Annotated in this window: 26 protein-coding genes; 18 read left to right on the top strand and 8 right to left on the bottom strand. The window is 68.4% G+C overall.

The window, feature by feature from the left end:
• Nucleotides 1-16: 16 nt before the first annotated feature.
• The gene (locus ACFU5M_RS00800; RefSeq protein ID WP_379041738.1) at nucleotides 17-688 is read right to left on the bottom strand and encodes a TetR/AcrR family transcriptional regulator; all 672 of its coding nucleotides are present in this window, start codon (nucleotides 686-688) and stop codon (nucleotides 17-19) included.
• Complete coding sequence (locus ACFU5M_RS00795) at nucleotides 685-810, bottom strand: hypothetical protein (protein WP_379041736.1); 126 nt, start codon at nucleotides 808-810, stop codon at nucleotides 685-687. Before ACFU5M_RS00795 ends, ACFU5M_RS00800 begins: the two co-directional genes overlap by 4 nt.
• A gap of 166 nt (nucleotides 811-976) precedes the next feature.
• Here ACFU5M_RS00795 and ACFU5M_RS00790 point away from each other — a divergent pair, with 166 nt between their 5' ends.
• Together ACFU5M_RS00790 and ACFU5M_RS00785 are read left to right on the top strand one after the other, a co-directional pair.
• Nucleotides 977-2,269: an oxygenase MpaB family protein gene (locus tag ACFU5M_RS00790; RefSeq protein WP_379041734.1), complete on the top strand. Its 1,293-nt coding sequence runs from the start codon at nucleotides 977-979 to the stop codon at nucleotides 2,267-2,269.
• Nucleotides 2,270-2,359: 90 nt separating this feature from the next.
• A complete protein-coding gene (locus tag ACFU5M_RS00785; RefSeq protein WP_379041732.1) occupies nucleotides 2,360-3,424 on the top strand; it encodes a lipocalin-like domain-containing protein in 1,065 nt (354 codons plus the stop codon).
• A 91-nt stretch (nucleotides 3,425-3,515) separates the two neighbouring features.
• Here ACFU5M_RS00785 and ACFU5M_RS00780 read toward each other — a convergent pair whose 3' ends face one another.
• Entirely contained in the window at nucleotides 3,516-4,115 is a 600-nt protein-coding gene (locus ACFU5M_RS00780; protein WP_379041730.1) for an SLATT domain-containing protein, read from the bottom strand.
• 643 nt (nucleotides 4,116-4,758) lie between these two features.
• Between ACFU5M_RS00780 and ACFU5M_RS00775 the strand changes: the two genes are divergently transcribed.
• Nucleotides 4,759-5,376, top strand: coding sequence for a hypothetical protein (locus ACFU5M_RS00775; protein WP_379041728.1), 618 nt, complete (start codon nucleotides 4,759-4,761; stop codon nucleotides 5,374-5,376).
• A 20-nt stretch (nucleotides 5,377-5,396) separates the two neighbouring features.
• On the opposite strand, the gene ACFU5M_RS00770 is transcribed toward ACFU5M_RS00775, so the two are convergent.
• Both ACFU5M_RS00770 and ACFU5M_RS00765 read right to left on the bottom strand, forming a co-directional pair.
• Nucleotides 5,397-5,735, bottom strand: coding sequence for a glycosyltransferase family 2 protein (locus ACFU5M_RS00770; protein WP_379041726.1), 339 nt, complete (start codon nucleotides 5,733-5,735; stop codon nucleotides 5,397-5,399).
• Nucleotides 5,736-5,933: 198 nt separating this feature from the next.
• Nucleotides 5,934-7,325: an aldehyde dehydrogenase family protein gene (locus tag ACFU5M_RS00765; protein WP_379041724.1), complete on the bottom strand. Its 1,392-nt coding sequence runs from the start codon at nucleotides 7,323-7,325 to the stop codon at nucleotides 5,934-5,936.
• A gap of 163 nt (nucleotides 7,326-7,488) precedes the next feature.
• Here ACFU5M_RS00765 and ACFU5M_RS00760 point away from each other — a divergent pair, with 163 nt between their 5' ends.
• The 12 genes from ACFU5M_RS00760 to ACFU5M_RS00705 all read left to right on the top strand — a co-directional run bounded on the left by ACFU5M_RS00760 (nucleotide 7,489) and on the right by ACFU5M_RS00705 (nucleotide 21,094).
• On the top strand, nucleotides 7,489-8,466 hold the full coding sequence (locus ACFU5M_RS00760; RefSeq protein WP_379041722.1) for a glycosyltransferase: 978 nt from the start codon (nucleotides 7,489-7,491) through the stop codon (nucleotides 8,464-8,466).
• A 31-nt stretch (nucleotides 8,467-8,497) separates the two neighbouring features.
• Nucleotides 8,498-9,808 carry a glycosyltransferase gene (locus tag ACFU5M_RS00755; RefSeq protein ID WP_379041720.1) on the top strand — a complete coding sequence of 437 codons (1,311 nt, stop codon included), beginning with the start codon at nucleotides 8,498-8,500 and terminating at the stop codon, nucleotides 9,806-9,808.
• Nucleotides 9,809-9,816: 8 nt separating this feature from the next.
• On the top strand, nucleotides 9,817-10,788 hold the full coding sequence (locus ACFU5M_RS00750) for a UDP-glucuronic acid decarboxylase family protein (RefSeq protein ID WP_379041718.1): 972 nt from the start codon (nucleotides 9,817-9,819) through the stop codon (nucleotides 10,786-10,788).
• Between the two features lie 106 nt (nucleotides 10,789-10,894).
• Nucleotides 10,895-12,517 (top strand): carbamoyltransferase, encoded by a 1,623-nt coding sequence (locus ACFU5M_RS00745; protein ID WP_379041715.1) that lies wholly within the window; start codon nucleotides 10,895-10,897, stop codon nucleotides 12,515-12,517.
• Nucleotides 12,514-14,013: an HAD-IIIA family hydrolase gene (locus ACFU5M_RS00740; protein ID WP_379041713.1), complete on the top strand. Its 1,500-nt coding sequence runs from the start codon at nucleotides 12,514-12,516 to the stop codon at nucleotides 14,011-14,013. The genes ACFU5M_RS00745 and ACFU5M_RS00740 overlap by 4 nt, the downstream gene beginning before the upstream one ends.
• Nucleotides 14,010-15,053, top strand: a complete 1,044-nt coding sequence (locus tag ACFU5M_RS00735) for a glycosyltransferase family 9 protein (protein WP_379041711.1) — start codon at nucleotides 14,010-14,012, stop codon at nucleotides 15,051-15,053. The genes ACFU5M_RS00740 and ACFU5M_RS00735 overlap by 4 nt, the downstream gene beginning before the upstream one ends.
• Nucleotides 15,050-15,613 (top strand): SIS domain-containing protein, encoded by a 564-nt coding sequence (locus ACFU5M_RS00730; protein WP_379041709.1) that lies wholly within the window; start codon nucleotides 15,050-15,052, stop codon nucleotides 15,611-15,613. The genes ACFU5M_RS00735 and ACFU5M_RS00730 overlap by 4 nt, the downstream gene beginning before the upstream one ends.
• Nucleotides 15,610-16,992 (top strand): PfkB family carbohydrate kinase, encoded by a 1,383-nt coding sequence (locus ACFU5M_RS00725; RefSeq protein ID WP_379041707.1) that lies wholly within the window; start codon nucleotides 15,610-15,612, stop codon nucleotides 16,990-16,992. The genes ACFU5M_RS00730 and ACFU5M_RS00725 overlap by 4 nt, the downstream gene beginning before the upstream one ends.
• 18 nt (nucleotides 16,993-17,010) lie before the next feature.
• A complete protein-coding gene (locus ACFU5M_RS00720) occupies nucleotides 17,011-17,700 on the top strand; it encodes an SDR family oxidoreductase (RefSeq protein ID WP_379041705.1) in 690 nt (229 codons plus the stop codon).
• The gene (locus tag ACFU5M_RS00715) at nucleotides 17,691-18,641 is read left to right on the top strand and encodes a glycosyltransferase family 9 protein (protein ID WP_379041703.1); all 951 of its coding nucleotides are present in this window, start codon (nucleotides 17,691-17,693) and stop codon (nucleotides 18,639-18,641) included. The genes ACFU5M_RS00720 and ACFU5M_RS00715 overlap by 10 nt, the downstream gene beginning before the upstream one ends.
• A complete protein-coding gene (locus tag ACFU5M_RS00710) occupies nucleotides 18,634-19,956 on the top strand; it encodes a UDP-glucose dehydrogenase family protein (RefSeq protein WP_379041701.1) in 1,323 nt (440 codons plus the stop codon). The genes ACFU5M_RS00715 and ACFU5M_RS00710 overlap by 8 nt, the downstream gene beginning before the upstream one ends.
• 808 nt (nucleotides 19,957-20,764) lie before the next feature.
• Nucleotides 20,765-21,094, top strand: coding sequence for a hypothetical protein (locus ACFU5M_RS00705; protein ID WP_379041699.1), 330 nt, complete (start codon nucleotides 20,765-20,767; stop codon nucleotides 21,092-21,094).
• Nucleotides 21,095-21,156: 62 nt separating this feature from the next.
• Here ACFU5M_RS00705 and ACFU5M_RS00700 read toward each other — a convergent pair whose 3' ends face one another.
• On the bottom strand, nucleotides 21,157-22,002 hold the full coding sequence (locus ACFU5M_RS00700) for an NAD(P)H-binding protein (protein WP_379041697.1): 846 nt from the start codon (nucleotides 22,000-22,002) through the stop codon (nucleotides 21,157-21,159).
• Nucleotides 22,003-22,082: 80 nt separating this feature from the next.
• Here ACFU5M_RS00700 and ACFU5M_RS00695 point away from each other — a divergent pair, with 80 nt between their 5' ends.
• Both ACFU5M_RS00695 and ACFU5M_RS00690 read left to right on the top strand, forming a co-directional pair.
• Nucleotides 22,083-23,012 carry an AraC family transcriptional regulator gene (locus tag ACFU5M_RS00695; RefSeq protein ID WP_379041695.1) on the top strand — a complete coding sequence of 310 codons (930 nt, stop codon included), beginning with the start codon at nucleotides 22,083-22,085 and terminating at the stop codon, nucleotides 23,010-23,012.
• Between the two features lie 481 nt (nucleotides 23,013-23,493).
• Complete coding sequence (locus tag ACFU5M_RS00690) at nucleotides 23,494-24,495, top strand: alpha/beta hydrolase (RefSeq protein ID WP_379041693.1); 1,002 nt, start codon at nucleotides 23,494-23,496, stop codon at nucleotides 24,493-24,495.
• A gap of 436 nt (nucleotides 24,496-24,931) precedes the next feature.
• Here ACFU5M_RS00690 and ACFU5M_RS00685 read toward each other — a convergent pair whose 3' ends face one another.
• Nucleotides 24,932-25,231 (bottom strand): hypothetical protein, encoded by a 300-nt coding sequence (locus tag ACFU5M_RS00685; protein WP_379041691.1) that lies wholly within the window; start codon nucleotides 25,229-25,231, stop codon nucleotides 24,932-24,934.
• A complete protein-coding gene (locus ACFU5M_RS00680; RefSeq protein ID WP_379041689.1) occupies nucleotides 25,224-25,790 on the bottom strand; it encodes an RNA polymerase sigma factor in 567 nt (188 codons plus the stop codon). The genes ACFU5M_RS00685 and ACFU5M_RS00680 overlap by 8 nt, the downstream gene beginning before the upstream one ends.
• Nucleotides 25,791-26,148: 358 nt before the next feature.
• Here ACFU5M_RS00680 and ACFU5M_RS00675 point away from each other — a divergent pair, with 358 nt between their 5' ends.
• On the top strand, nucleotides 26,149-26,733 hold the full coding sequence (locus tag ACFU5M_RS00675; protein WP_379041687.1) for a hypothetical protein: 585 nt from the start codon (nucleotides 26,149-26,151) through the stop codon (nucleotides 26,731-26,733).
• Nucleotides 26,734-26,747: the final 14 nt, after the last annotated feature.

Below are 26,747 nucleotides of genomic sequence, written 5' to 3'. Positions count from 1 at the left end.
CGGCCACGCCCGTCAGCTACGACCGATCTTGTTTCGGAGCGGGGATGGTCAACAGTCCGAGGATCGCTCGAGCTTGCTCCGCGGTCGGGGTGGGCAGGCTGCCGCGGCCGTGGATGAAGCCGATGCCCAAGTACACCATCGCACCGGCGCGCAGACGCGCTTCGTCCGGAGCGAAGCCCAGTTCCAGCATCGCTTTCTGCACCGTTTCGAAGATCTGCTGATCCAAGGCACGCACCGTCGCGGCCACCTTCTCATCGCTTCGCGCCCATTCGCGCACGGTAGCTTCGGTGGCCCAGGTGCCCTGGTCGATGAGATTGGCGGCCATGTTGGCGATGCGCTGCTCGACCGGAACGGACTCTATCGCGCCGAGCGCGCGGATGATTTCGGTCTGCAGCGCGCTCCAGCGGTCGGCCATCGCCTCCATGAGCTGTTCGATATCGTCGAAATGCCAGTAGAAACTGCCTTTGGTGACGCCGAGTTCCTGGCACAGCCGGGGAATTCTGACAGCGGAGACGCCTTCTCGGGCGAGCAGTGCCAGCGCACCGTCGACCCATGCCTCGTACGACAGCCGCGGAGCACGGCCGCGCTGCTGTGCCGCCGCCTTCCGGGAACGCCGCGGCGCGGAGTTCGTGGCGTCCACGTCAGGGGTCCGGATGCTGTCGCCGCCCGGTGGCCGGTCCGCTGTCATCGGCGCGACCCTGCGTCGGTGGAAATCACCTCTCGATCGTAGGTGACCCCGTCACAGGGCTGCTTCAGCGCGGCGACCGTCCACTGCACGCTTCTGGCGATGGTGGCGTATCTGCCGGTCACCGAACTCCTTTCGCGTTATCCCGCACGGATTAGAGATTTCCATTCGAAACGGTACCGATAACAATACCCGATGGTATGGTCACCTGCGTGGTGCGACGACGCCGCGTGGGTTGAGCACGCCGAGCCGAACGACCCGAACCGCATCGGATACCAGGAGAAGTCACCCATGTCAGTGGAGGTCCCGCCCGCGGGCGCGGATATCGTCGCGGAACAGCCGACGGTGAAGTGCCCCACCGCGTTCCGGTACTGGGAAGCGCGCCGCTCCCCCAAGTTTCAGCGCCTGGAGCGTCTGTTCGTGCGAGTCACCGGGAAAGAGCTGTTTCCCACCGACGTGCAAGCGGCCGCCTTGTGCGAGGACTTGTTCACCGGCGACCCGGTCGCGGAACGGTTCGTCGCGGAGGTTTTGCGCGGTGAGGTCGGCCCACAGGCGGGACGACAGATGCTGGAAGCCGCCCTCGCCGCCGGAATCGACGCCGTGCCGGACGCACCGGAGTCGATGCGGGCGCTGTTCGAGGAATTCGAGACGGTGCCCGAGTGGGTGGTGCCCGAACTGGTCGAGCAAGGCGCGGCGATCTGGCGACGGTGGGGCACGATGCTGTTCAGCTTCGCCGGCGCGGAGACACTGGAGATGTACACCGAAGCCGCTGTCGCGACGCCGTTGTCGCTGGCCGGCGGATACGCCGGAGACAGCGCGCTGCGCCGCTTCCTGGAGACCACCCGCTTCTGGATCGATGTCTCCGAGCCCCGCGCACTGCTGACTCCGGGCTCCGCAGGACGTGCCACGGCACTGAAGGTCCGCATCATGCACGTCTCGATCCGCGCGAAGGTGGCGGGCCATCCGGAGTGGCACATGGACAGGTGGGGCCTGCCGATCAGCCAGACTTATCAGATGCTGACCCTCCTGGGCGGCAGCGTCACCCCCGGCCTCGGATTGTGGGCGCTCGGCTATCAAACGACCCCTTCGGAAATACGCGCGCTGCTGCATTTCCAGAAGTACATGGGATACCTGCTCGGGGTGCGGCTGCGCTGGTATCCGGAGACAGTCCTCGACTCGCTGCGTGTTCTCGCCATGACCATCGCGTCCCGCTCCTACGACGCCGGTGCGCACGGCGCGGAGTTGATCGAGTCCTACCCGGTGGCCTTCGCGCCGCGCGACGGCCATCGCGGTCTCACGCGGCTGCGTGAGGCGTACAACTTCCGCATCAACTCCGTGTACTCCGCGATGTACATGGCTCCTTGGACCCGGCGCCGGTACACCATGCCCCCGGCGTTCCCTTGGATTGCCATCCCCCTCCTGCGTTTCCCCCTCATCACGGCGATGGAGATCCTGCGCAGGAACGTTCCGCCTTTCGCACGGGCGCACGAGAAGTTCATGCTCTGGCATCGCGAGAACTGGTACCGCGCCCAGATGCAAGGTCGTGAAGCGGCTTTCGACGCCGGCGGGGCGCTACGCCGATGACCTTCGCGCCGCGCTCGCCCTGCGCCGCCGCGGCGCGCCGATTCCGGACCCGACGCGCCACGGCCGTGTCCACCGACACCGAAAGCAGCCATGAGCACCGCAGAAATCGTCGAAGTATGGAATGGGCCCGGCCGCCGGGATGGAGTGCTGACCTCTGTTGAGCCTGAGCACAACGGACTTCATCCCTCGCCGAGCAAACTGGCGTTCGAGCACTGGTACTTCGACGCCCACCTCGACACCGGGCACGTGGTGATCGGATTCCTGACCAAACGGCGACCGGAGGACCTGCCCAACGCCAGACCTTGGGTGGAGATGATGGTGTACGCACCGGACGGCACCCGCCGCCAAGTGTCTCGGCGGTACCCCAGGGCGGCGGCCGTATTCTCGGCCGAAGCCTGCGACGTGCGGATCGGCGCCAACCACGCCCGTACCGAGCACCCGCTGGACGGGCTGCCGATTCACCACCTGCACATGGCCGAGGACGGCCTGGTCTTCGATCTGCGATTTCACAACGAAACTCCCAGTTGGATGCCGGGCAAAGGCGAGACCCGATTCGGGGCGCGGGATTCGTTCGGGTGGGTGGTCGCAGCGCCGCGCGCACAGGTGAGCGGCGCCATCGAACTCGACGGCATTCGGCACGAAGTCACCGGGCGCGGGTATCACGACCACAACTGGGGCGTCGGCGATATGAAGAAGATCATCGACCGTTGGCATTGGGGGCGCCTGTACGTCGAGGACTATTCGCTGCTCTACGCCTCGGTCTCGACCCAGCAACGGCGGGGCGGGCACGAGATCAGTCCACTGATGCTCGCCCATCACGGCGACATCGTGTTGTCCACCGGCGAGACGGTCCTCACCGAAGGCCCGGCGAGATTCGACCCGGTCGCCGGTCGCACCTATCCGGAATGGATCGAACTGTGCGTGCCGGGAAGCGTGGACCTGCGCTTGGACGTCGAGAAGGTCATCCACGCGCACGATTTGCTCGATGACATTCCGGTCGCCCGATCGCGACTGATCAAGCCGCTGGCGCATCGGCTCGTCGGCCATCCCGGCTACTTCCGGTTCGAGTCGTCGTTCGAACTGACCGTCCACACCGAGACCGGCGTCGAGACGCGCACCGGGTCCACGTTGCACGAACTGGTCGCTCTGGCCTGACCCGGCCCACCACCCAACTCCCCCGGAGCCGTGAACGTGGCGTCATCCTGATCCGAGAGTGGATGATTTCGGCTCGCCGAGGCGTGCGGCTCTATCTCCGATCGAATCTGCCTATCCGCGCAGTCACCGAGGGTTGCGATTGGCCTGCCCAGCTATCCGTTTCGTGTGCGATAACCTCGTTGACTCGGTAGGAGAAATCTCTCAGCAACCCCATTCTGCGGTCTATCTCCCCGTTGGAATTGGCGGCAGCCCGCGAGACGGATGCCCACTCCAGCTGGAAATCACACAACATCGCGTTGATCGACTGCGCGCTGCGCAGATCGCGCATCCACGCTGTGGAGACGCCGAAGAAACGGTCGAATCCGGCACCCCCGGCGGCGCAAGCGAGCAGGACGTATCCCCAGCTCGGATCGATGGCGTGCACCCCGGCGGTCGTCAGTAGTGGCACCAATATTCCGAGTAAGCCCAGGACCAGCGTAGCCGCGGTGAGGGCCAGGCTGGTTCGCCGCTTCGTCAGGCTGTCCCGCGAATACCAGTCACGTGCGTCTATGGCATACGCCTCGACACGTTGGAACAGCCGGGCAAGGGTCTCATCGGAACTCGACCAGTCGGCGGATCGGAGGTCCAGCGAAGGCGGCACTCCGAGGTCCTGCGAGCGATCCCCGCCGATGGGCGATCGTTGCTCTGTCACGGCCGTACTGTATCTCCCCTACCTCTCCGGAATCATCTTTCGCCTGTTCGTCCAGTCGATCGATCGGCGTTGCGTGCTCCGGCGAGTCGCCTGCCATCTCGACCGCAGATGTGCCGCTGCGCCGCAACGGGTTTCAGTTCGTCGTCGGCTGCCGGACGGTTCTCGTCCACCGTGTGGCCTGACGCGCTTTCGACCACCGGCCGACGGGATGGATCGCCTGGCGCCGGTCATGCGGCGCACTCGCCGTCGGACCGGCTGGCCGGCGCAGTCGGGGCACGGTCTCGACCGTGGCGTCACCCGACCGGGCTCACGTGTCCTCGAACACAACGAGAGAAGTACGGGCGCGCGGTACCGGAAATCGGATCGCGCTGATCGCAATCATTCATCGAACGTATTGCGCCTCTTAATGTCCGGATACCCCCTCTGCCGGACCCGTGCGTACGACGACCGCGGTCGGGGGACTGCCATATCCGCCTCGGTTCTCGACACCGAACACCCTTGATTTCGGAGCGAAGTGCAGCAAACCCCGTGGTCAGCGAGAGACACTCGGTCCGAACGAGTACCGAGCACTGCGCCGGGACGGCTCGCCGGTCTTCGCGCAAACCTGTCGCCGTTCCACGGCCACTGGGGCTATCTGAGCGCCGTGGCCGGCAGCCTCATCACGCTGATCCTGCTGTTCCAGCCGTGGCTCAGAGCTGCCGGCGCCGACGGCAAGGCCAGCGCCAATGCCTTCGGCCGGATCACCGCGACCACCTCGTACCTGAACACCTGGTCGTCCTCGCAACCGCCCACGGCTCGTATCAGCGGCGCCCTGGCGATACTTTCCGCCGGCGCGATCGTCCTCACCGTCTGCCTGGTGGCGGCGAATCTCCGGCTTCGCACCGACACCTTGTCGCACGCGGCGACGGTTTCCACCGTGACCACCGCCGCCCTCGTCCTGCTCACGGTGCTCTACATCAACAGCAAGGCCCCCGAGTTACGCGCCATGCTCGCCCGGACCACCGACCTGGGTGGGCAGATCGGAATGGTGACGAGCTGGGCCTTCGGCAATGGCAGTCTCATCGCACCGGGAGTCCGGCAGGTCTCCTACGACACCGCCGGACTCACCCATTGGCCACTGCTCGCCGGCATCACCTCGCTCGGCTCGGCGGTAACCGCCGTCGCTCAATGGACATACAACCGCCCGGGCACGTCTCTGCGGTTGCCGTGGCGCGCCGCCGGCGACGAGCCGGCCCGGCGTGATGACCGTCAGCCCACATAACAGCGTGCGGTGGCGCGGCGTCACTGCCCGCTCCACCGCGATGTTCCTGGCCAGCGCGCCCAGATTCTCCGTTGCGCGCATGAGGTTGCCGGTGGGGAACGCCGCCGCGAGCGCGTCGTCCGTGCCGTCCATGGATCGTTGTCGACCAGGACGATCGGCGCCGCGTCGGCCAACGTGGTCATGTGCGCGAGGTGTCCATCCGCCTCGGCCACGGTGTTGTCGTCGGAAGCGTTGTCCAGCACCACGATCGCGGGACGCGGGCGCAGTGCGCGTACCTCGGTCAGGGTGCGGGCCGATTCGGACGCGCGGTTACGGGTGGCGATGACGACGGTGGTCTTCGCCGCGGGCTCGGCGCTCACGCCGACTGTCCCGCGAGCAGTCCGTCGAGCAGGTCCCTGGTCGAGGCGTCGGCCGTAAGGACCGGGACACCCGCCGTAGTCCCGGCGCCGAACCGTGCAAACGTTCCCGCATGTGCCCGGCGCGGACCCGCTGCACCGCGGGTCGATCCGCCGCGAGAGTGGTCTTCGCGCTCGTTTGACCGCACCGTCGGCCATGTTCTAGTGCGGCGCCGGGCGCAGGTGCACGACCTTCGTCTGCGTCATCTCCTCCAGCAATTCGGGTCCGTAACCGAAGCCGGATCCGCTGGCCCGCCGGGGGTGCGCCGATCCGCCGGGCGCCCCACCGAACACCGCGTTGATCTTCACCGTGCCGACCGGCAATTCCCGCCAGGCATGCTGGGTATGGGCCATCGATGGAGTGAGCACGGTCGCCGCGAGGCCGTAATCGTCGGTGGCGGCCTCCGCGATGCCCTGCTCGAACGTGTCCACCACCCGCACCGGCGCGACCGGACCGAAAGTTTCCTCTCGCATGATCCGCATATTCGAATCGCAGTGCGCCAGCACGGTTGCCGGATAGTGCGCACCGGCACCATCCGGCATCGCTCCGCCCGTCAGCGGATCGGCTCCTCGATCCACCGCGTCGCGCACGTGGGCGTGTACCTGCTCGCGGTGGCGTCGGTCGACCAACGGCGCCACATTCCAGGACTCGGCCTCGGCGACCAGCGCCGCCAGAAAGGCGTCCGCGACGTCCCGGTGCACGAAGATCCTCTCGACGGACACGCAGATCTGGCCGGAGTTCGCGAACGCGCCGAGCGCCGCCTGCCCGGCGGCCCACACGGGATCCACCCCGGCGTCGACCACGAGCGCGTCGTTGCCGCCGTTCTCCAGTAATGCCTTGGCGCCCGTCGCCGCGGCACTCTTCGCGATCGACCGCCCCGCGGACGTGCTGCCGACGTGCGCGACGACGTCCACATCGGTGCGTGCGGCGAGCAGCGCGCCGATCCTCCCATCGCCTTGTACCGTCTGCAGCACCCCTTCGGGAAGCGCGCGGGCGAGCAGACCGCCGAGCAGACCGCCGGTGTGCGGCGTGCGTTCGCTCGGTTTGAACACGACCGCGTTCCCCGTGGCCAGCGCCGCGCCGAGCAAACCGCAGGACACGGCCACCGGATCGTTCCACGGCGTCAGGGCGACGACGACGCCGCGCGGCTCCCACACCATGAGGTCGGTCGCTTCGAAGTCCCCGTGCAGGGTCTTCCCTCGGTGCAGCGGACCCAATTCGGCGTATTGCTCCAACGTCGCGGCGCCTGCCAGCACACCCTCCTTGCTTTCCGGCCGCGGGCGTCCGGTTTCGACACGGTTGAGCTCGGCCAGTTCCTCGACATGCTCGCGAAGCAAGGCGGCACCGGCGCGTAACGCGGCGGCCCGCTCGGCCGCCGCGGTTCGCGCCCACTCCGACTGCACCCGACGGGCCAGCTCTACCTGCCGATCGATCTCCGCGACATCGGTCATGGGCACTCGGCCGACGGTGGCACCGGTAGCGGGATCGAGAATCTCGATCGTTTCGGGTGCCCGATTCTCGGTGGGAAACCTGACAGCGTTCGGTGCGCTCATATCGCGGCCATTGCCTGGGACCTACGGTTCAAACTCGTCGTCGGCCCCCGGCCGCGCCGGCCCGCGACGCGAACAGATGCCACCTCCTTGCCGATAGCTGACAGATTGCTTACAGCTGCGGGCATCGGGTTTGGTTCAGCAGTGACAGGCAAGAGCTACCGACATGGCCGCAACCACCGAACGGCTCACCGTGCTGCTGTGGCACGTCCACGGCTCGTGGACGACGTCGTTCGTTCAAGGGCCGCACCGATACCTGGTGCCGGTGGTGGAGGGCGGCGGGCCCTGGGGGCGCGGCCGGTGCGGCCGCGACTGGCCGTCTGCCGAGGAGGCGCCCCCCGCCGCGTTGCGCGATGCCGAGCCGGACGTGGTCGTTCTCCAGCGCCCGGAGGAAATAGATCTCACCGAGCGATGGCTCGGGCAGCGTCCCGGCGCCGACATTCCGGCGGTCTATGTCGAGCACAACACGCCGCGTCCCAGCGCGGCCACCACACGGCATCCGCTGGCGGATCGTGCCGACATCCCGATCGCGCACGTCACGCATTTCAACGATCTGATGTGGGACAGCGGACGCGCGCCCACCCGGGTGGTGCCGCACGGCATCGTGGACCCCGGCGCGCTGTACACCGGCGAACTGCCGCACGGCGTGGCCCTGATCAACGAACCGATACGGCGCGCAAGGATCACCGGAAGCGATCTGCTGCCCGACTTCGCGATGGCGGGACCGCTGGATGTGTTCGGCATCGGAGCGGAAGCCTGTACAGCGGACCGACCCACCGCCCACCCGATTCGCGGAATCGGTGACTTGCGGCAGTCGGCATTGCATCCGGAAATGGCGCGCAGAAGGGTGTACCTGCACACCGCGCGGTGGACTTCACTCGGATTGTCGCTCCTCGAGGCCATGCACCTGGCCATGCCGGTGGTCGCCCTGGCCACCACCGAGGCCGTCAGGGCAGTGCCGCCGGAAGCCGGCGCGATCTCTTCCGACGTCGCGGCGCTCACCGCGAAGTTCCACGAATTTCTTCACGAGCCCGACCTCGCGGTGCTCGCGGGCAAGTCGGGACGGCAGTTCGCGCTGGAGCATTACGGCCTCGAGCTCTTTCTGCGCCGGTGGGATTCCCTCCTCGCCGAGGTCGCCCGATGAAGGCAGTGTCCCGGAGACAGGAGGCGGATTCATGAAGATCGCGATGGTGTCCGAACACGCGAGTCCACTCGCCGCATTGGGCGGGGTCGATGCCGGCGGACAGAACGTGCATGTGGCGGAATTGTCCGCGGCCCTGTGCAGACAGGGGCACGAGGTCACCGTCTACACGCGCCGGGAGGGGGCGGAGGCGCCGCACACTGTCACCACCGAGCAGGGATATCGCGTGATCCGCGTCCCGGCCGGGCCCGCGCGTCCCCTGCCGAAGGATCGATTGCTGCCGCACATGGGCGATTTCGGCGCCTTTCTGCGAGCGCACTGGCGACAGTCACGCCCCGACGTGGTGCACGCGCATTTCTGGATGTCCGGGCTGGCCGCCCTGCGAGCCGCGCGCCCCGCCACCCTGCCGGTGGTGCAGACCTTTCACGCATTGGGGGTGGTCAAACGCCGCCATCAAGGCGCGAACGACACCAGCCCGGCCCACCGGGTGCGCCTCGAGCGATTGATCGCCACACAGACCGACCGCATCATCGCCACCTGTACCGACGAGGTCTTCGAATTGGCCAGGATGGGCATACCACGGTCGCGGACCTCGGTGATTCCGTGCGGCGTAGACCTCCTGCAATTCACGCCGGACGGGCCGTGCGCACCGAAGTCGGCCGAGCACCGGATGGTCAGTGTGGGCAGATTGGTGCCGCGCAAAGGTTTCGACACCGCGATCACCGCGCTCACCGGCCTGCCCGACACCGAGTTGGTCTTGGTCGGCGGCCCGGACGACGGCGAAGTCGCCGACGACCCGGAAGGCAGGCGGCTGCTCGCACTGGCGGAGGAGCTCGGCGTGCGGGACCGGCTCCACCTACTGGGACAGGTGCCACGGGCACGGATGGCTCCGCTGCTGAGATCGGCGGACGTGGTCGTGTGCACGCCGTGGTACGAACCCTTCGGCATCACCCCGCTGGAAGCGATGGCCTGCGGTATTCCCGTGGTGGCCACCGCGGTCGGGGGCCTGATCGACACCGTCGTCGACGGGGGGACCGGCAGGCTGGTCCCACCCCGGGCACCGGCGGAACTGGCCGACGCGGTCCGCGAACTTCTCGCGGCCCCCGTGATCAGGCAGAAGTATGGCCACGCGGGGCGCGAACGCGTGGAGGCGCGCTACTCGTGGGACCGGATCGCCACCGAGACCCTGCACACGTACCGGCGGGTGGTCGCGGCAATTGTACGGGCACACAACGAAAGCGGGCCCACCGACAGCGGCGCCGTCGGCCGCACCGGGGCCGGCGGCGGGCCTTCCACCGGGTCACCGTCGATAGGTCGCGGCATTCCCTCGAACGGTCACGGGTAGGCGAGACCGTGTCCGGACAATACGAACGCGCTTTGGTCACCGGCGGTAGCGGATTCGTCGGATCGCATCTGTGTGAGCAGTTGCTGGCCACGGGTACAGCCGTGGTCGCATTGGACAACTTCGCTACGTCCACGGTGGACAATGTGGCGCGGCTGCTGGACCGCCCCGAATTCGATCTCATCCAGCACGATGTCACCGAGCCGTGGCCTGCGCTGGGCTTTTTCGACGTCGTCTTCCACCTCGCCTCGGCCGCCTCGCCGCCGGATTACCTCCGGCTGCCGATCCAGACACTGCGCGCCGGATCACTCGGCACCGCCAATGCCCTCGACCTGGCCGAGCGGAATGACGCGCGATTCGTGCTCGCGTCGACGAGCGAGGTCTACGGCGACCCCGCTGTCCACCCGCAGCCCGAGCACTACTGGGGGTACGTCAATCCGGTCGGTCCGCGCAGCGTCTACGACGAGGCGAAACGGTACGCCGAGGCCTTGACCATGGCGCATCGGCGGGAACGGGGCCTGAACACCGGAATCGCCCGGATCTTCAATACCTACGGTCCCCGCATGCGTACCGACGACGGCCGGATGGTGCCCACATTCATCGCACAGGCGTTGTCGGACGCACCGCTCACCGTCGCCGGAACCGGCGAGCAGACCCGCTCGCTGTGCTACGTCGACGACACGGTGCGCGGCCTACTGGCGCTGGCGTCCACCGACCATCCGGGACCGGTCAACATCGGTAATCCACACGAGATCTCCGTGCGCCGCCTCGCTGAGGAGATCCGATCGGCAACCGGCAGCCGGTCGGTGGTGACCTATGTCGACGGCGCGATCGATGATCCGAAGCGGCGCTGCCCGGACATCACGCTGGCCCGGCGGGCTCTCGGCTGGTGTCCATCGGTCGGTAGAGCGGACGGGCTGCGCCGCACGATCGACTGGTTCGCCGGGCGCGCAACCGGGTCTGCTGAAAAGTTGCTGCACTGATAGGCACTATGCATGAAACGGTTTAGTGGCGACTTCAGCGGGTAGCGCCACCCATATGTCAGCGGGCAGACCGACAGGTCCCGTGTCTCCAACAGAAAGGCGGCCCGTGCGCATTCTCGGAATCAACGCGGTGTTCCACGACCCTGCTGCCGCCCTGATCGTGGACGGGGAAATCGTCGCGGCGGCCGAGGAAGAGCGATTCACCCGCCGCAAGCACGGTAAGCGGCCGGTGCCGTTCTCCGCGTGGGAGGTGCCCGAGCACGCGGCCGCATGGTGTCTGGAGCGAGCGGGGATACGTCCCGATCAGCTCGACGCGGTGGGCTATTCCTACGACCCGAGTCTGGTCGATCATTCGCTCGGCGGTCTCGATCAGACAAGCGAACCGACCCGCACGGACTACGCGTTCCGCGCGCCCGCTTTCCTCGCGGCCGCACTGCCCGGCCTGGATCCCTCGATCGTGCGCTTCGTGCGGCATCATCTGGCCCATGCCGCGTCCGCCGCCCTCGCGGCCCCTTCGGGTGACTCGGCGGTCCTGGTGGCCGACGGGCGCGGCGAAAGCCATTCCTATCTCGCCGGAGAATATCGAGACGGCAAATTCGTCGAATTGGCGTCCCAGCGGCTGCCGCACTCGCTCGGACTGATGTACGAGGACCTCACCGAGCATCTCGGATTCACGCGGTCGAGCGACGAATACAAGGTGATGGCTCTCGCCTCCTACGGCACGCCTCGGTTCCTCGACCGATTCCGGGAACTGCTGTATTCCGTCAGAGACGGCGGTTTCCACACCGAACCGGTGGATTGGGCGGAATTCGCTCCCGCCGTGACCGGCGGTGCGCTCGGCCGGGACCATGCCGATCTCGCCGCGAGCGTCCAACGGCGACTCGAGGACGTGTTACTGGAACTCAGTTGCTGGCTGCATCGCCAGACCGGACAGCAGCAGCTCACGCTGGCCGGCGGCATCGCGCTGAACTGCGTGGCCAACAGCCGGCTGTACGCCGAAGGTCCCTACGAACGGATCTGGGTGCAGCCGGCAGCCGGCGACGCGGGCACCGCGCTGGGCGCGGCGCTGCAATTGGCGGCCGAGTTCGGTGAGCGTGCCACCCCGATGCGGGGGGCCGCCCTCGGCCGCGAGTGGACGGATCCGGAACTGGAGGCCATTCTCCGCACGGCGAAGGTCAGGTACACCAGGTCCGAGGACATCGCGGCCGAAGTGGCGCAAGCGCTCGCGGACGACTTGGTGGTGGCCTGGTTCCAGGGCCGGGCCGAATTCGGGCCGCGCGCGCTCGGGCACCGTTCACTGCTGGCGCATCCCGGTCGGTCGGCGAATCTCGAACGCCTCAACGAGGTGAAGGGTCGCGAACAGTTCCGGCCACTAGCGCCGATGGTGCTCGCGGAACGGGCGTCCGAGATCTTCGAACGCGGGCCGTTGCCGAGCCCGTACATGCTGTTCGTCCACGATGTCGCTCCGGCATGGCGGGCCCGGATCCCCGCCGTGACGCATGTGGACGGCACCGCCCGGGTGCAAACCGTCGATCCCGCGGACAACCTTGTCCTGGCGCGGATGCTGTCGGAATTCGACAAGCGCACGGGTTTGCCGGTGGTGGTCAACACGAGCCTGAACACCGCGGGCAGGCCGATGGTCGACTCGCCCCGCGACGCGCTCGAGTGCTTCGGTTCCGCCCCGATCGATCTGCTCGCCCTCGGCCCGTTCGTGGTCCGCCGCCCGTGAACGGCCATACCGTGGACTACAGCATCGTGATCCCGACTACGGGCCGGGAAAGCCTTCGGCTGCTGCTCGAGTCGCTCGCCGCCGCGTCGGGCCCTCGACCACGGGACATCGTCGTGGTGGACGATCGGCCCCGAGGCGGGGAACTGGCGCTGCCCGAGACAGCGCTTCCGGTACGGGTCATCCGCTCGGGTGGCCACGGGCCCGCCGCGGCGCGGAACGCGGGTTGGCGGCACGCCGCGGGTGCGTGGATCGCCTTCCTGGACGACGATGTGATCACCGCGCCGGATTGGCCTGCCCGGCTGGCCGACGACCTACGCGATCTCGAAGAGCACACCGCGGCATCCACGGCCCGTATCGAGGTGCCGCTGCCGGAGCACCGGCGACCGACCGACGCGGAACGCGCAACCGCACGACTGGCCACGGCGCGGTGGATCACCGCGGACATGGCTTACCGCAGGTCCGCGCTGGTCGCGGTCGGCGGCTTCGACGAGCGGTTCCCGAGGGCCTTCCGCGAGGACGCCGACCTGGCGCTCCGGGTCTGCCTGGCGGGGTACGTCATCGCGTCCGGACAACGGCTCACTCGCCACCCGGTCCGCGAATCGGGGCCCATGGCGAGTGTGCGAGCCCAACGCGGAAACGCCGACAACGCCTTGCTGCGGCGAAAATACGGTGCTCGGTGGCGTCGGCGCATCGGCGAAGACAAAGGACTGCTCCCCCGCCACGCGCTCACCACGGCCGCGGGCACGGCGGCAATGGCGCTCGGCATCGCGGGCCGTCGCCGTTCCGCCCTCCTGCTCGCAGCGGTGTGGACGGCATCGACCGGTGAATTCGCCGCCCGCCGGATAGCGCCCGGCCCCCGCACGCCGGAGGAGATCGGCCGGATGACGGTGAGCAGTGCGCTCATCCCACCCGCTGCGTGCTGGCACCGCCTGCGCGGTGAACTGCGCCACCGGAACGCCACTCACACCTCGCCCCTGGCGTTGTTGTTCGACCGGGACGACACCCTCATCATCGATGTCCCCTACCTCGCCGATCCCAGCCGGGTGCAGCCGGTGCCGGGAGCCGTCGACGCGCTCAGGGGGGTGCGCGCGGCCGGCGTCCAGCTCGGCATCGTGAGCAATCAGTCCGGTGTCGCGCGCGGGTTGATCAGCCCCGAACAACTCGCCGCGGTGAACTCCCGGGTCGAGCAGTTGCTCGGACCGTTCGCGACCTGGCAGGTGTGCGTGCACGGCGAAGACGACGGCTGCGCGTGCCGCAAACCCGAGCCGGGCTTGGTGCGGCGGGCCGCCGCAGACCTCGGCGTCGACGTCGGCAGGTGCGTGGTCATCGGCGACACCGGCGCCGACGTCACTGCCGCGATGACCGCGGGCGCACGCGCGATCCTGGTACCCACGGCCAGAACCCGCCCCGAAGAGGTGCACCGCGCGCGTCGCGATGCGACCGTGGCCCAGAACTTGACCGAAGCCGTGCGGCTTGCGATGACGGGCGTGCCATGACAGGCCGGGCGCTGGTGGCACGCATGGACAACTTCGGCGATGTGCTGCTGGCGGGCCCGTGCGTGCGTGCGGTGGCAGCGCACGTCGATTCGGTGACGCTGTTGACCGGACCTCGCGGTCGCGCCGCCGGTGACCTCTTGCCGGGTGTGCACCAGGTATCGAACTGGTGCGCGCCGTGGATCGACCCGGAGCCGCCTCCGGTCACCGCGGCGGACACCACCGCGTTCATCGAGCGGATACGCGCCCTCGACGTGGATCTGGCACTGATTCTCACCTCGTTCCACCAGTCGCCACTGCCGCTGGCGCTGCTGCTCAGGATGGCCGGGGTTCCCTGGATCGGCGCCATCTCGGAGGACTACCCCGGTTCGCTGCTGGATCTGCGCCATCGCGTCGAAGGCGATCCGCCCGAGGCGGAACGCGCACTGTCGCTCGCGAAGGCGGCCGGTTTCCGGCTGCCGCCCGGTGACGACGGCAAACTCGCTGTCCGGCAGCCGTTGCCGGAGGTCGGTGGTCTCACCGGCGAACCGGGCTACGTGGTGGTGCATCCGGCCGCATCGGTCCCGGCACGGCAGCCGTCCTCGTCCCGTTCCGCGGCCATCGTCGCCGCACTGACCGGCGCCGGTCACCGGGTGATCGTGACCGGCGCCCGAACCGACCGGCCGCTCACCCACACGGTCGCCGGTAGGCACGCCGTCGACCTCGGCGGCGCCACCACCCTGCCCGAACTCGCGGCCGTGCTCCGCGACGCGAGCGTGGTGGTGGCGCCCAATACCGGTCCGGCACACCTCGCCGCGGCCGTCGGGACGCCCGTGGTCTCGCTCTTCGCGCCGGTCGTGCCCGCCGAGCGGTGGGCTCCCTACGGCGTGCCGGTGGCCATGCTCGGTGACCAACGCGCCCCGTGCCGCGGCAGCAGGGCACGCGAGTGTCCCGTGGCAGGCCACCCGTGCCTCGATTCGATCACTCCGGAGCAGGTCGTCATGGTGGCGGAAGAACTCGGTGCGGGCAGGCGTGAGCGTCTGCGGACAGGAGGTGCGCGGTGATCGAGGAGCATTTCGCGGCATTGGCTACGGCACTGGAGCGCACCAGTCGCTTCGCACCGAATATTCGCCGGTGGGGACAGGAACTGGCGACCGTACTCGACAACGGCGGCAGGTTGCTCGCGTGCGGCAATGGTGGCAGCGCCGCCGAAGCCCAGCACCTGACCGGGGAACTGGTCGGCCGCTTCCGCACCGAGCGGCGCCCGTTCTCGGCGATCGCCCTGCACGCCGACACCTCGGCGGGCACCGCGATCGTGAACGATTACGGCGGGATCGAACTGTTCGCGCGGCAGGTCCGCGCGCACGGCAGACCCGATGACGTGCTCATCCTGCTGTCCACGAGTGGTACAAGTCCGAACGTGGTGGCCGCGGCCAAAGCGGCGCACGACATCGGCGTCACCACGTGGGCCATGACCGGCCCGGCGCCCAATCCGCTTGCGGCGCTGTGCGACGACGCGTTGGCCGTGGAGGCGCACAGCACCGCCACCGTGCAGGAAGTACATCTGGTCTTGGTGCATGCCCTGTGCTCGGCGCTCGACGACGCACTGGGGGTGCCGACATGAAACCGTTGGTCGTGGTCGGTGACAGCATCCTCGACGTCGACATCGAGGGTGTCGCCGACCGGCTGTCTCCTGAAGCGCCGGTGCCCGTGGTGGACGTCGAACGCCAGTGGGTACGGCCGGGCGGTGCCGGTCTGGCCGCCGCGCTGGCCGCGCAGTCGGTCGCCGAGGTTTCGCTCATCACCGCGACCACCGACGACGGGGACGGCCGCACCCTCGCGCGGCTGCTCGGCGAGGATGTTCGAGTCGTTCCGATGCCGCTGCGCGGCCAGACGGTACGCAAGACCCGCATCCGCGCCGCCGGTCAGTCGATGCTGCGGCTGGACACCGGTGACGGCACGGCGGATGGCGGCCAGCTGAGCGCTTCGGTCGCCAGGACGCTGCGAGCGGCCGGCGCGATCCTCGTCGCGGACTACGGCCGGGGCGTGGCCGCGCATCCACGGATCCGGCACGTACTGACCGAACTGGCCCGGTCCGTACCGGTGGTGTGGGATCCGCACCCGCGCGGGCCTGCTCCGACACCGGGTGCGTCACTGGTCTCGCCGAATCTGAAGGAGGCGCGCCGGTTCGCGCCGGGATATGCCGAACCCGACGAATTGGCGAAAGTACTGCGGGACGAGTGGGCCGCGGATTCCGTTGCGGTCACCACCGGTTCGGCCGGGGCCGTACTGGCCAACGGGAAGCGCCTCACCGTGGTGCCCGTGCCCGCCGAGATACGGATCACCCGGCACAACGGTTCCGACACTTGCGGCGCGGGCGACCGATTCGCCTCGGCCGCGACCGCCGCACTGTGCCACGGGTCCACGGTGGCCGAGGCGGTCTCGCACGCCGTGGACGCGGCGGCCAGGTTCGTCGCGGCGGGCGGCGCGGCCACGTTGTCCACCTGCGACAGCACCGCTGTCCCGAACACGGACGCCACGCAAGCGGGCGGGTCGGCGTTCGAGGTGGCCGCGCGAATCAGGGCGGGCGGCGGCAGGCTCGTCGCCACGGGCGGCTGTTTCGACCTGCTGCATCCCGGCCATGTAAGCCTGCTGCGCCAGGCTCGCGCCATGGGCGACGCTTTGGTGGTCTGTCTGAACTCCGATGCGTCGGTGCGGCGTCTGAAAGGTCCGCGCCGCCCGATCGTCCCCGCACGCGATCGCGCCCGGCTGCTCATCGCCCTGTCGTCGGTGGACGCCGTCGCCGTCTTCGACGAGTCCGCCCCGAGCGCACTGCTGGACCGCCTCCGCCCCGATGTCTGGGTCAAGGGTGGCGATTACACCGGCGTCGATCTCCCCGAGGCCGCGGTGGTTCGCGGTTACGGCGGCGAGATCGCGCTGATTCCCACTGTTCGCGGTTACTCGACAACACAACTGGTCGCCGCGACCCAAGCCTGCGGCTGACCCGACGTAAGGAGCGCGATGCGAACCCTCGGCAATGTCTTGATCACCGGTGGCGCTTCCGGGCTCGGCGCGGCGGTCGTCGCCGCTGTACGCGAAAACGGCGGGCGCCCTTACGTGATCGACCGGGTGGAGCCGGCGACGCCCGTCGACTTCGTGTGTGCCGACCTCGCCGATACTTTCGCCGCCGAACAAGCCGTGCACGAACTCATCGAGCGTGCCGGTGGCCGGATCGACGGCGTGTTCACCGCCGCGGGAATCGACGCGTGCGGTCCACTGGACAAGGTGCCCACGAAGAAGTGGGAGTACGTGGTCCAAGTCAACCTGCTCGGCACGGCTGCTGTGATCCGCGCCGCGCTTCCGTCCTTGCGGGAGAGCAAGGGCACGGTGGTGACCTGTGCTTCCACCCTGGGTGTCAAGGCGGTCGGTGACGCGACCGCCTATTGCGCTTCGAAATTCGGCGTCGTCGGCTTCACACGGGCGCTCGCCGCCGAGACAGCGGGCAGCGTCGGGGTGACCTTGCTTATCCCGGGTGGGATGCACACCGCGTTCTTCGACGACCGCGACGAGCAGTACAAGCCGCCGCCCGACGCGAAACTCAACCGGCCGCAGGACGTCGCCGACGCGGTGATCTTCGCGCTGCGTCAGCAGCCGGGCTGCGAGGTCAGGGAGATGGTCGTGTGCACGTCGGAAGAGGGATCGTGGCCCTGAGCCACTCGATTCTCGTGCTCCGCGCACTCGGGCTCGGTGACCTGCTCACCATCGTGCCCACCGTGCGCGGGCTGAGAAACGCCTATCCGGACGACCGTGTGGTGCTGGCCGCACCGGAAGCGCTCCGCGATCTGGTCGATCTCATCGACGCAGTGGACGAACTGCTGCCCACCGCGGGACCGGGTGCGCTGCGATGGCACGGGGCACCGCCCAGGTTGGCGGTCAATGCGCACGGCCGTGGGCCGCAGAGCATCCGGGACCTCTCGGCGGCACGCCCCGGCACACTGCTGACCCACCATCATCCGGATTTCCCTGAGCTCCCCGGCCCCGAATGGCGCGACGACATGCACGAGGTGGATCGCTGGTGCCGGTTGTTGCGGTACGGAGGCATCGACGCCGATCCCGCCGCGCTGCTGCTGCCCGTTCCACCGGTGCCCGCCCCCGAGTCGAACGTGGTCGTGCTGCATCCCGGCGCGGCTTATGCCGCGCGTCGCTGGCCATCCGAACGCTACGCCCGAGTGGCGCGGGAGCTCGGCGCCGACGGCCACCGCGTGGTGATCACCGGTGCGCGCGGCGAGATCCCGTTGGCGAACGCGGTCGCCGAACAAGCCGGACTACCGCCCTCGGCGGTGTACGCGGGGCGCACCGGCCTGGCCGAGCTCGCGGCGCTGGTGGCGGGCGCGGCACTGGTCGTGTGCGGCGACACCGGCGTGGGGCATCTCGCCACTGCTTTCGGCACACCGTCGGTACTGCTGTTCGGTCCCACGCCTCCGGACCGCTGGGGGCCGCCCGCAGACGTGAAACACCATGTGCCGCTGTGGGCCGGGGCCGTGGGCGATCCGCATTCCGACCATCCGGACCCCGGGCTGCTCATGTTGCAACCCGAGCATGTGCTCACGGCCGCGGCCGGGCTGCTCGGCGAGAAGGTGCGCCATGGGTAGTCGAGTCGGTGTGGTGGGTGCCGGTTACGTGGGACTCACCAGCGCGGCTTGCCTCGCCCACCTGGGACACCATGTGGTCTGTGTCGATAACGACCGACACAAAATCGCGGAACTTCGCGCGGGTACGGTCTCGATCGTCGAGCCGGGTCTGCCGGAACTGGTCCGGGAAGGCCTGGCGGAGAACCGACTCGTCTTCACGTCCGATCCGGGGGCGCTGCACGACTGCGAATTGGTTCTGCTGTGCCTGCCCACACCGATGGGCACCGGCGGAACGGCCGACCTGGGTGTGATCGAGGAGGCGCTGAAGACGTTGTCCACCGTCCTGTCGCCGGATTGCGTCCTGGTCACCAAGTCCACTGTCCCGGTGGGGACGACGGCGCGGATCCCCACCCGGGCCGGGCTCGCGGGCACGGCGGTCATCAGCAACCCCGAATTCCTCCGAGAGGGCCACGCCGTCGAGGACTTCCTGCGTCCCGACCGCGTCCTCGTCGGTGCGGCCGAGGACGACCGGGAGCCGGCCGACCGTGTCGCGGCACTGTACGCCGGAACGGGCGCGCCGGTACTGCGATCGGACTCGGCCAGCGCGGAACTCGCCAAGTACGCCAGCAACGCCTTTCTCGCGGTCAAGTTGTCGTTCGTGAACACCTTGGCCGAACTGTGCGAACAGGTCGGCGCCGATATCACGAAGGTCACCGACGCGATGGGAAGGGACGACCGGATCGGTCCGGCCTTTCTCGCGCCAGGCCCCGGCTGGGGCGGCTCGTGCCTGCCCAAGGACACGCGCGCGCTCTTGCGGGCCGCGGAGGCATGGGGGGTGGACTTCGCGATGGTCCGAGATGCTCTGCGGGCCAACGACCGTCAGCAGGCGATGGTGCTGCGCAAGATCCGCCACGCGGTCACCGGCGCGGTCGACGGCTCACTGTCGGGGACACGGATCGGCGTGCTCGGCCTGACGTTCAAGGCCGGGACGGGGGACCTGCGCGACTCCCCCGCCGTCGCGGTCGCGCGTCAGCTGTCCCGGCACGAGGCCACGGTCACCGCCTACGACCCCTGTGTCCCGGCGGGCACCCCCGGCCTCGACGGCATCCGGGTGGTGGACGATCCATATCTGGTGGCCAAGGACTCCGGCGCGCTCGTGATCCTCACCGAGTGGCCCGAATTCCGTTCGCTCGACTGGGCGGAACTCGCGACCGTCGTCGACCGGCCCGTCATCGTGGACACCCGCAACCTGCTCGACGAGCACCTGCTCAGCGGCACCGGCTTCACCGTTCTGGGCACCGGCACCGCCGCGTCTGTCGAAGGCGGACCGATCTGAACGGTGCTCCGCGCATCCGACAGCAAAAACGATCTCGCTGCTCGACCGGGGCGTAAAATCGCCGGCGAGTCCATCGTGCGCGCAGCATCGTTTGGGGGGAAATGCCGAAGAGTTCGCAGCCGGACATGTCCGGTGCTCTGGGCGGCACCATTCCCGGGTTCCTCGGACGCGTATCGGTCGCTGCCAGCAGATGCGACATTGAAGGTGAAGCTCACCTACGACGCCCACCCGCAATCATGATGCAAGCTCCGCCGCCTCGGATGGGAGGATTCGTCAGACCGGTAGCCCTTCGGACGCCAGACCGGCTGCGCGGTCGCTTTCTCGTCGCCCACAGGAGCAGGAGCAGGAACTGGACCGGGGATGGCGATCCGCCTCGCTGCCTCGGACACGGGTCTCCCGTCCGTTTCCTCGCCGTCGTTACACACCGAGTCTGCGGCTCGCCGCTGGTAGCTCTGCGGTCGCGCCAGGTATCAGTTCGGTAACCACGCCGCGTCCGTGCGCTCCCAGATGCTTGGGCATATCGCACGCCCGGAAGTCGGCCCACCGACGTCGCGGCCGCATTCCGACACCAAGTCACGCTTTGGTCACGCTCGACCCCTCGTCTGCGTAACACGCGCCAGGTCTTTTCTCGAACCGGCATTCCGGCCACACTGTCGGTAACTGATAGTTAGCCTCAAGAACGTCGCAGAGCGGCCGCGGAGCTGCCTCATACGACGTCTCGGTCGCCGGCAACGGCGATCGGGTTTGCGTCCTGTTCCATATCGAATTGCTACATCGGTCGATCGGAGCGTCGGCCCGGGAGAACGTTATGGCTATCCCAGCGTCCATACCCAACCGGTTCGATACGGCCGGCACCGGAGTTTCCGCTGCCGCTCGATCGAGCCGGAGTGCCGCCGCGGACTCGGCGGGGTCCGTACGAGGCTTCGACGAGCAACTCGCGCCGCTACGAATCCCGGCGCTGGTGCTGGGCACACTGATGATCTGCCTCGGCATCGTGGCCCTGCTGCCATTGCGGGCATGGCTGCACGACTACGGCGCATGGCTGGTCATCGCCGCTTATCTGCAATACCTGGGCATAGCGGCAACTCTGGAAATATGGGGTCTGCGGATGACCGGGAGAAGCACCCGCCATAGATGACGCTCGCCCGGAACGCCCTCGAACTCCGAGACGTTCCGCCGTGCCGGCTCCACGGGAGACGGTCAGACCGGCCAACCGGCCGCGGCGGCAGTGGCCTCCGCGAATTCTGCGAAAGTTCGCGGCGGGCGGCCGAGAGCACGCTGCACGCCGTCGGAGACATACTCGTCCCTCCCCTCCCGGAGCGGCTCGATGACATCCGCGAAGGCTTCGGCGTCCCTGGACGACAAGCCCTGCGCGACGAGTTCGGCGACGTAATCCCCGACAGTGATCGGCACATAACGGATTTTGCGCCCGGTGGCCTCGGAGATCGTGGCGACCGCCTCGGTCAGCGTGAGCGCCCGGGGGCCGGACAACTCATAGATCCGGCCCGCGTGCCGGTCCTCGGTCAGCGCGGCGACCACCACCGCGGCGATGTCGTCGGCGTCGACGAAACTCGCGGCCCCGTCCCCGGCGGGCAGCCGCAGCTCACCGGCGCGGATGGCATCGGCGAAGAAGCCCTCGCTGAAGTTCTGCGCGAACCAGCCCGGCCTGCTGATCGTCCAATCCAAACCACTTTCCCGCACAGCGGCCTCGCTGTCGACGATGCCCGCCAAGACACCATTGCTGTCGTTCGCGTAGTCCGGATCGTCGATCCCGCGCCCCGAGGCCAGCACGATCCGCCGCACCCCGTGCCGCACCGCCCGCTCGATGAACGGGCGAACAAGCTTCGTACCGTCCACCTGCACGACGTAGACCGACCGCACGCCCTCCAGCGCGGCATCCCAGGTACCGCGCTCGCTCCAGTCGAAGACGTGCTCGCCGGTCCGCGCCGCCGCGCGGACCGGGAGTCCCTCGGCCCGAAGCCGGGCGACGACGCGGCGGCCGGACTTACCGGTCGCCCCGGTGACAAGAATCGGATGTTCAGACATGACCCCAGTCAACCGGCGCTGATCGAGACGATCCATGGCTGAGAAGCTTCACTTGATGTCTGGCCGTCTACACTGCGCGCATGGACGCCGTGTCGGAGCTGCTGTCAGAGGTACGGGCCCGAGGCGCCGTCTTCCGGCAGACGATCATGCGGCCGCCTTGGGCGCTGCGGATGGCCAGCGGCGCCCCGCTGACACTGGCGACGATGCTGCGCGGACAGGCCTGGATCGTCCCCGACCGCGACGAACCGGTAGTCATCGGCGTCGGTGACATCGCCGTCGTACGAGGCGACGTCCCCTACACGGTGGCCGACGCCCCCGCGACCACGCCCTCGCTGGTGGTGACCGGCGCGGACTACTGCCCGAAAGCCGAGGGCATCGAGCACACCCGCACCTGCGGAACACCAGCCGAAGGAGCCGCCGTGCTGCTCAGCGGAGCATTCGAGCGCCGTGGCGAAATCAGCGAGCGGCTGTTGCAGGCCCTGCCCGCCGTGCTGGTGGTGCCTGCCGAAGACAGCCCCTACCCGTCGGTGGAGATGCTGGCCGAGGAGGTCGCCGAGGACCGGCCGGGGCAGCAGTTGGTGCTGGACCGGATATTGGACCTGATGCTGGTCTCCGCGCTGCGTAGCTGGTTCGGCAACCCGGAGTCCGATGCCCCGGCTTGGTGTCGCGCCTTGGCGGATCCGGTGGTGGGTACCGCATTGCGGCTGTTGCACGAAACGCCCGCACGCTCGTGGACGGTGGCGGACCTGGCAGCCGAGGTAGGACTGTCGCGGGCCGCGCTCGCCCGACGGTTCACCGCGCTGGTCGGCGAACCACCGATGTCCTATCTCACGAGCTGGCGGATCGCCTTGGCCGCGGATCTGCTGCGCGAGACCGACCAAACGGTGGGCACGATCGCGCGAAAGGTGGGCTACGCCAACGCCTTCGCGCTGAGCGTGGCGTTCAAGCGACTGCGTGGCACTCGGCCCAGTGACCACCGGAGCCCGAAACCAGCATGGCGGGCCGAATGAGGCCCCGCCGGCCTCGTGAACACAGATCGCGCCGTTGGGGCAGCCGCGCCGTTCGAGCCACCTCATCGTGGGCCGCCGGAGAACTCTCGGTAGACGGTGGATGAGGCGACACGACCGAGATCGGTCGGTGACACGCCGTACACCCGATCGGTGCCGGAGGCCGGGCTGCGAAGCAGACGTTCCGGCTACTATCTGGCAAATGGTTGCTCAGCAACGGTTTCCCGCCGATGATCCGCATCCCTCGATCGAGTCGGCAACGGCAGTCGCCCAGTGCCGGCGAGCGGCCCCGAACCACCCGGATATGTCGTCCGGCTCGGTTTCCCAGATCTGACAAGCACGGCGCTCCGAAGCCGCTGCGGCGCGACCTAGGATGATTTTCCGATATCGCGCACGACGGGCCGCAAACGCGGTCGGAACGATCATCTTTCGACGACGAACGAATCGGAAATCCTTGGTTACCGAACAGGACGAGGTAGGAGGGATGCGGGTGGGCGCGGCAGCGCGATCTGGGAAGCAGCGGGTTTTGCGTGGTCGGCGGAGAACGACCGGCGCTGTCATGGCAACAGCCGTACTCATGTCATCGATCGGTGCGACTGTGGCGACGGCCGCGCCGATCCATGCGCCGATAGCGCGCGCGCCGGTGGGCGGACTCACTGAGCTATCCGTGCCGTCCAGCATGGGGCCGATCAAGGTACAGGTCCAGTGGGCGGCCCGCGGCGGGAGCGCGGCGCTCTACGTGCTCGACGGCCTGCGCGCGCCGACCGACCACAGTCAGTGGACGACCGATACCGACGCGCTGCGCCAGTTCGCGGAAGACAACGTCACCGTGGTGTTCCCGGTCGGTGGCCACTCGAGCTTCTACACCGACTGGTACCGACCGAGCAGCACCAACGGTCAAGCGACGACGTACAAATGGGAGACCTTCCTCACCAAGGAACTGCCTGCCTATCTGCAGAGGTACGGCGTGTCGCGCACCAACAACGCCATCGTCGGCGCCTCCATGGGCGGCAACGCCGCCCTGATGCTGGCCGCCTACCATCGCAACCAGTTCAAGTTCGCCGGATCCTTCTCCGGATTCCTGCACCCGACGTTCCCGCTTTGGAACGAAGCGATGCGCGCCGCCATGTGGGACGAGGGCAATTTCAATGTCGACGACATGTGGGGCCCGGCCGGGGACCCCGCCTGGAACCGCAACGATGCCACCGAACAGGCGGAAATGCTGCGCGGACTGCCGATCTACGTTTCCAGCGGCAATGGCCTGCCCGGTCCGCTCGATGTGCCGTTCGGATTGGGGAACACCGTGAACGCGATGGGGCTGGAGTCGATGACGATCGCTTCCGCCCAGATGTTCCGCGATCGAATCGCGGCGCTCGGCATCACCGCCCGCATCGACATCCTCGACGGAACGCACACCTGGCCCTACTGGCAGCAAGCGCTCGCGACAGCGCGTCCGATGATCCTCGATACGCTCGGCGCGCACTGACGCCGCGCTCCCCGGGTTCCGCGGCGGAACACCGATCGTAGTTTCGGACGGCGGTCGGGGCTCGCACCGAGTCGGCAGAGTCCCCGCGACGCTGACCGCGCTCTCGACCGTTTCGCACTCAGCCGGGCCCGCCTCCCGGTCGGCGAACAGCTAGTGCGGAGCCCCGATCGAGGTGGGGCGCCTGTGCATTCACATCGGCGATGCGGGCGATCCTGGTCACGTTCGACGGGTTACGCTGCTCCGCAGGAGCCACGTCACCACCGGATTCGCCCGCGTCGCGACCGGATCTCCGAGTCCCGCACCCGCTCTCCCTACAGGACGTCATGCCGTCGTGGCGCCGCCGGTGGGCGAGAACGGCTGCCGCTCAACGGCAATCGCACTGTCGCCTCCCGGCGGCGCGGAGCCATACGGGGATCAGCGGAAAACCAGCGCCGAGTCAGGTGCCCGATGGTCTCTCGCGGTGTCCGGGCCGAACGTGCTCGGAACCGGTCAATCGACACTGGCCGTCGACACACGAACGCCGCAGCCGGCCCCTCGAGACGGTTTGCATCAGTCCGATCGCCCAGCAGGTCGGGCACCCGCGCAGTGCGAGCAGACCCACCGGTGCGAGCAACAAGCTCACCACGCCGAATATCGGCAGCAACGCCACCGCGCCGATCAGCGCACCGAATCCCACGACGCCGCGCACCAGGTGCCGGGGCACCGACGCACTGGCGAAACTCCGGTCCTCAGTCATCTCGTCCGCTCCTTTCCGGAGTTGGGTGCGGTGTAGTCCGCAACTGGTGCTGCACCGTCGCCCGGGCGCGGTGCAGCCGTGACTTCATCGCCGCGACGCTCAGGCCGAGCATGCCGGCGACCATCCGGCCGCTGTACCCCTGGATGTCGCGCATGATCAGCACTCGCCGCTGGTCGTCGGGCAGCGCAGCGATCACCGCCGCCACCCTGGCGGCTTCCAGCCGCTGCACGGCCTCGTCCTCGGCCGACGCCACGGCGGAATCGGGCAGCGGCTCGAATTGCCTTGTCACCATTCGCCACTGCCGCACGCACTCGTTGCGGACGATGCGGAACATCCACGAGGCCAGCGCACCGGAGGCCCGCAACGTCCCGATCTTGCGATAGAGGATGATCAGCGCTTCCTGGGCGGCGTCCTCCGCGTCTTCGGCGGAGGCGCACAGTGTGTGGGCGAACCGGCGCACATGCGGGTAGGAGCCCGATACCAGCGCGGTGATCGCCGCGGCGTCGCCTTCGCGCGCCGCGGTGATCAAACGCTCGTCAGGCCAGGAATGGTCAGTCACGCGAGCGGCTCCAGCGGCGAAGCACGGCAACGCTACACCCGCCGACCAGCACGACGACCACGGCGATGGCGGCAACAATCACGACAACCTCCTCGATTCGCGCCGACCCGGTTGCCGGCACACCTATGAGAGGACCGCGCATCGACAAAGGATTCACACCGAACGTGAGTACAGCCGACGCCCGCGAACACAGGCAACCGAACCGATCTGCCGGGACCGAGCGCTACTGGCGGATCCGCAGAGCCGGATACCGGAATGTACCGGGTGGCGTCTCGTCCGCCGGACGGCCCCGCTCCACCGCGCCCGTGCGCGAAGCGGCGGCGGGCAGCAACGATCGGGCCGCGGATACTCTGACCCCGTGCCTATTTCGTTCGACACCGGGGAAATGCAGCAGGTCGACAACGCCACCTGGCGGGACCTCCGGACCGGTGACATGGTGAACGTGACGTACTTCGACCTCGTCCCGGACCTGCCCGCACTGGATGATCTGACGACTCTGCGCCGTCGCCTGGCCGAGCGAAGCGCCGAGAACGGTTGCCTGATCGAAGCTTTCGTGGTGTGGCTGGACGCCCAGCCCGCGCTGTTGCGTATGGAGAAGCTGCCGCTGCCCAACCAGCCGCAAGGCTTGGTGTTCGCCGCGTCCGTGATCGTCCCGAAGGCCCACAGCAGCGCGGTGCTTCAGATTCTCTGTCCCGAGACCGGTACCACCGGTCTGCGCGAGGCCGTGCTCGCGACCAAGATCGGTTTCGACGACATGTACCCGCCGCATCCCTACGCGCCCGAGGTGCGCGGGCGGCTGCCGTACAACGTGGCCGACGATATCCGGTGGGACCCGGAATTTCCCGACCATCCGCTCAGCCGTGCCCGCCGCTGGATCGCACACACCGTCCCGGCCGCCCGGCTCGCCCCGGAATTCGCGACTCTGCCCCCGTTCGCAGGCTGACCGGCGCTCCGACA

The sequence above is a fragment of the Nocardia sp. NPDC057455 genome, from assembly GCF_042802775.1.
Classification (GTDB): Bacteria; Actinomycetota; Actinomycetes; order Mycobacteriales; family Mycobacteriaceae; genus Nocardia.
Note: the sequence above shows the minus strand (reverse complement) of the source record. Positions and strands in the feature narration are given on the sequence as shown.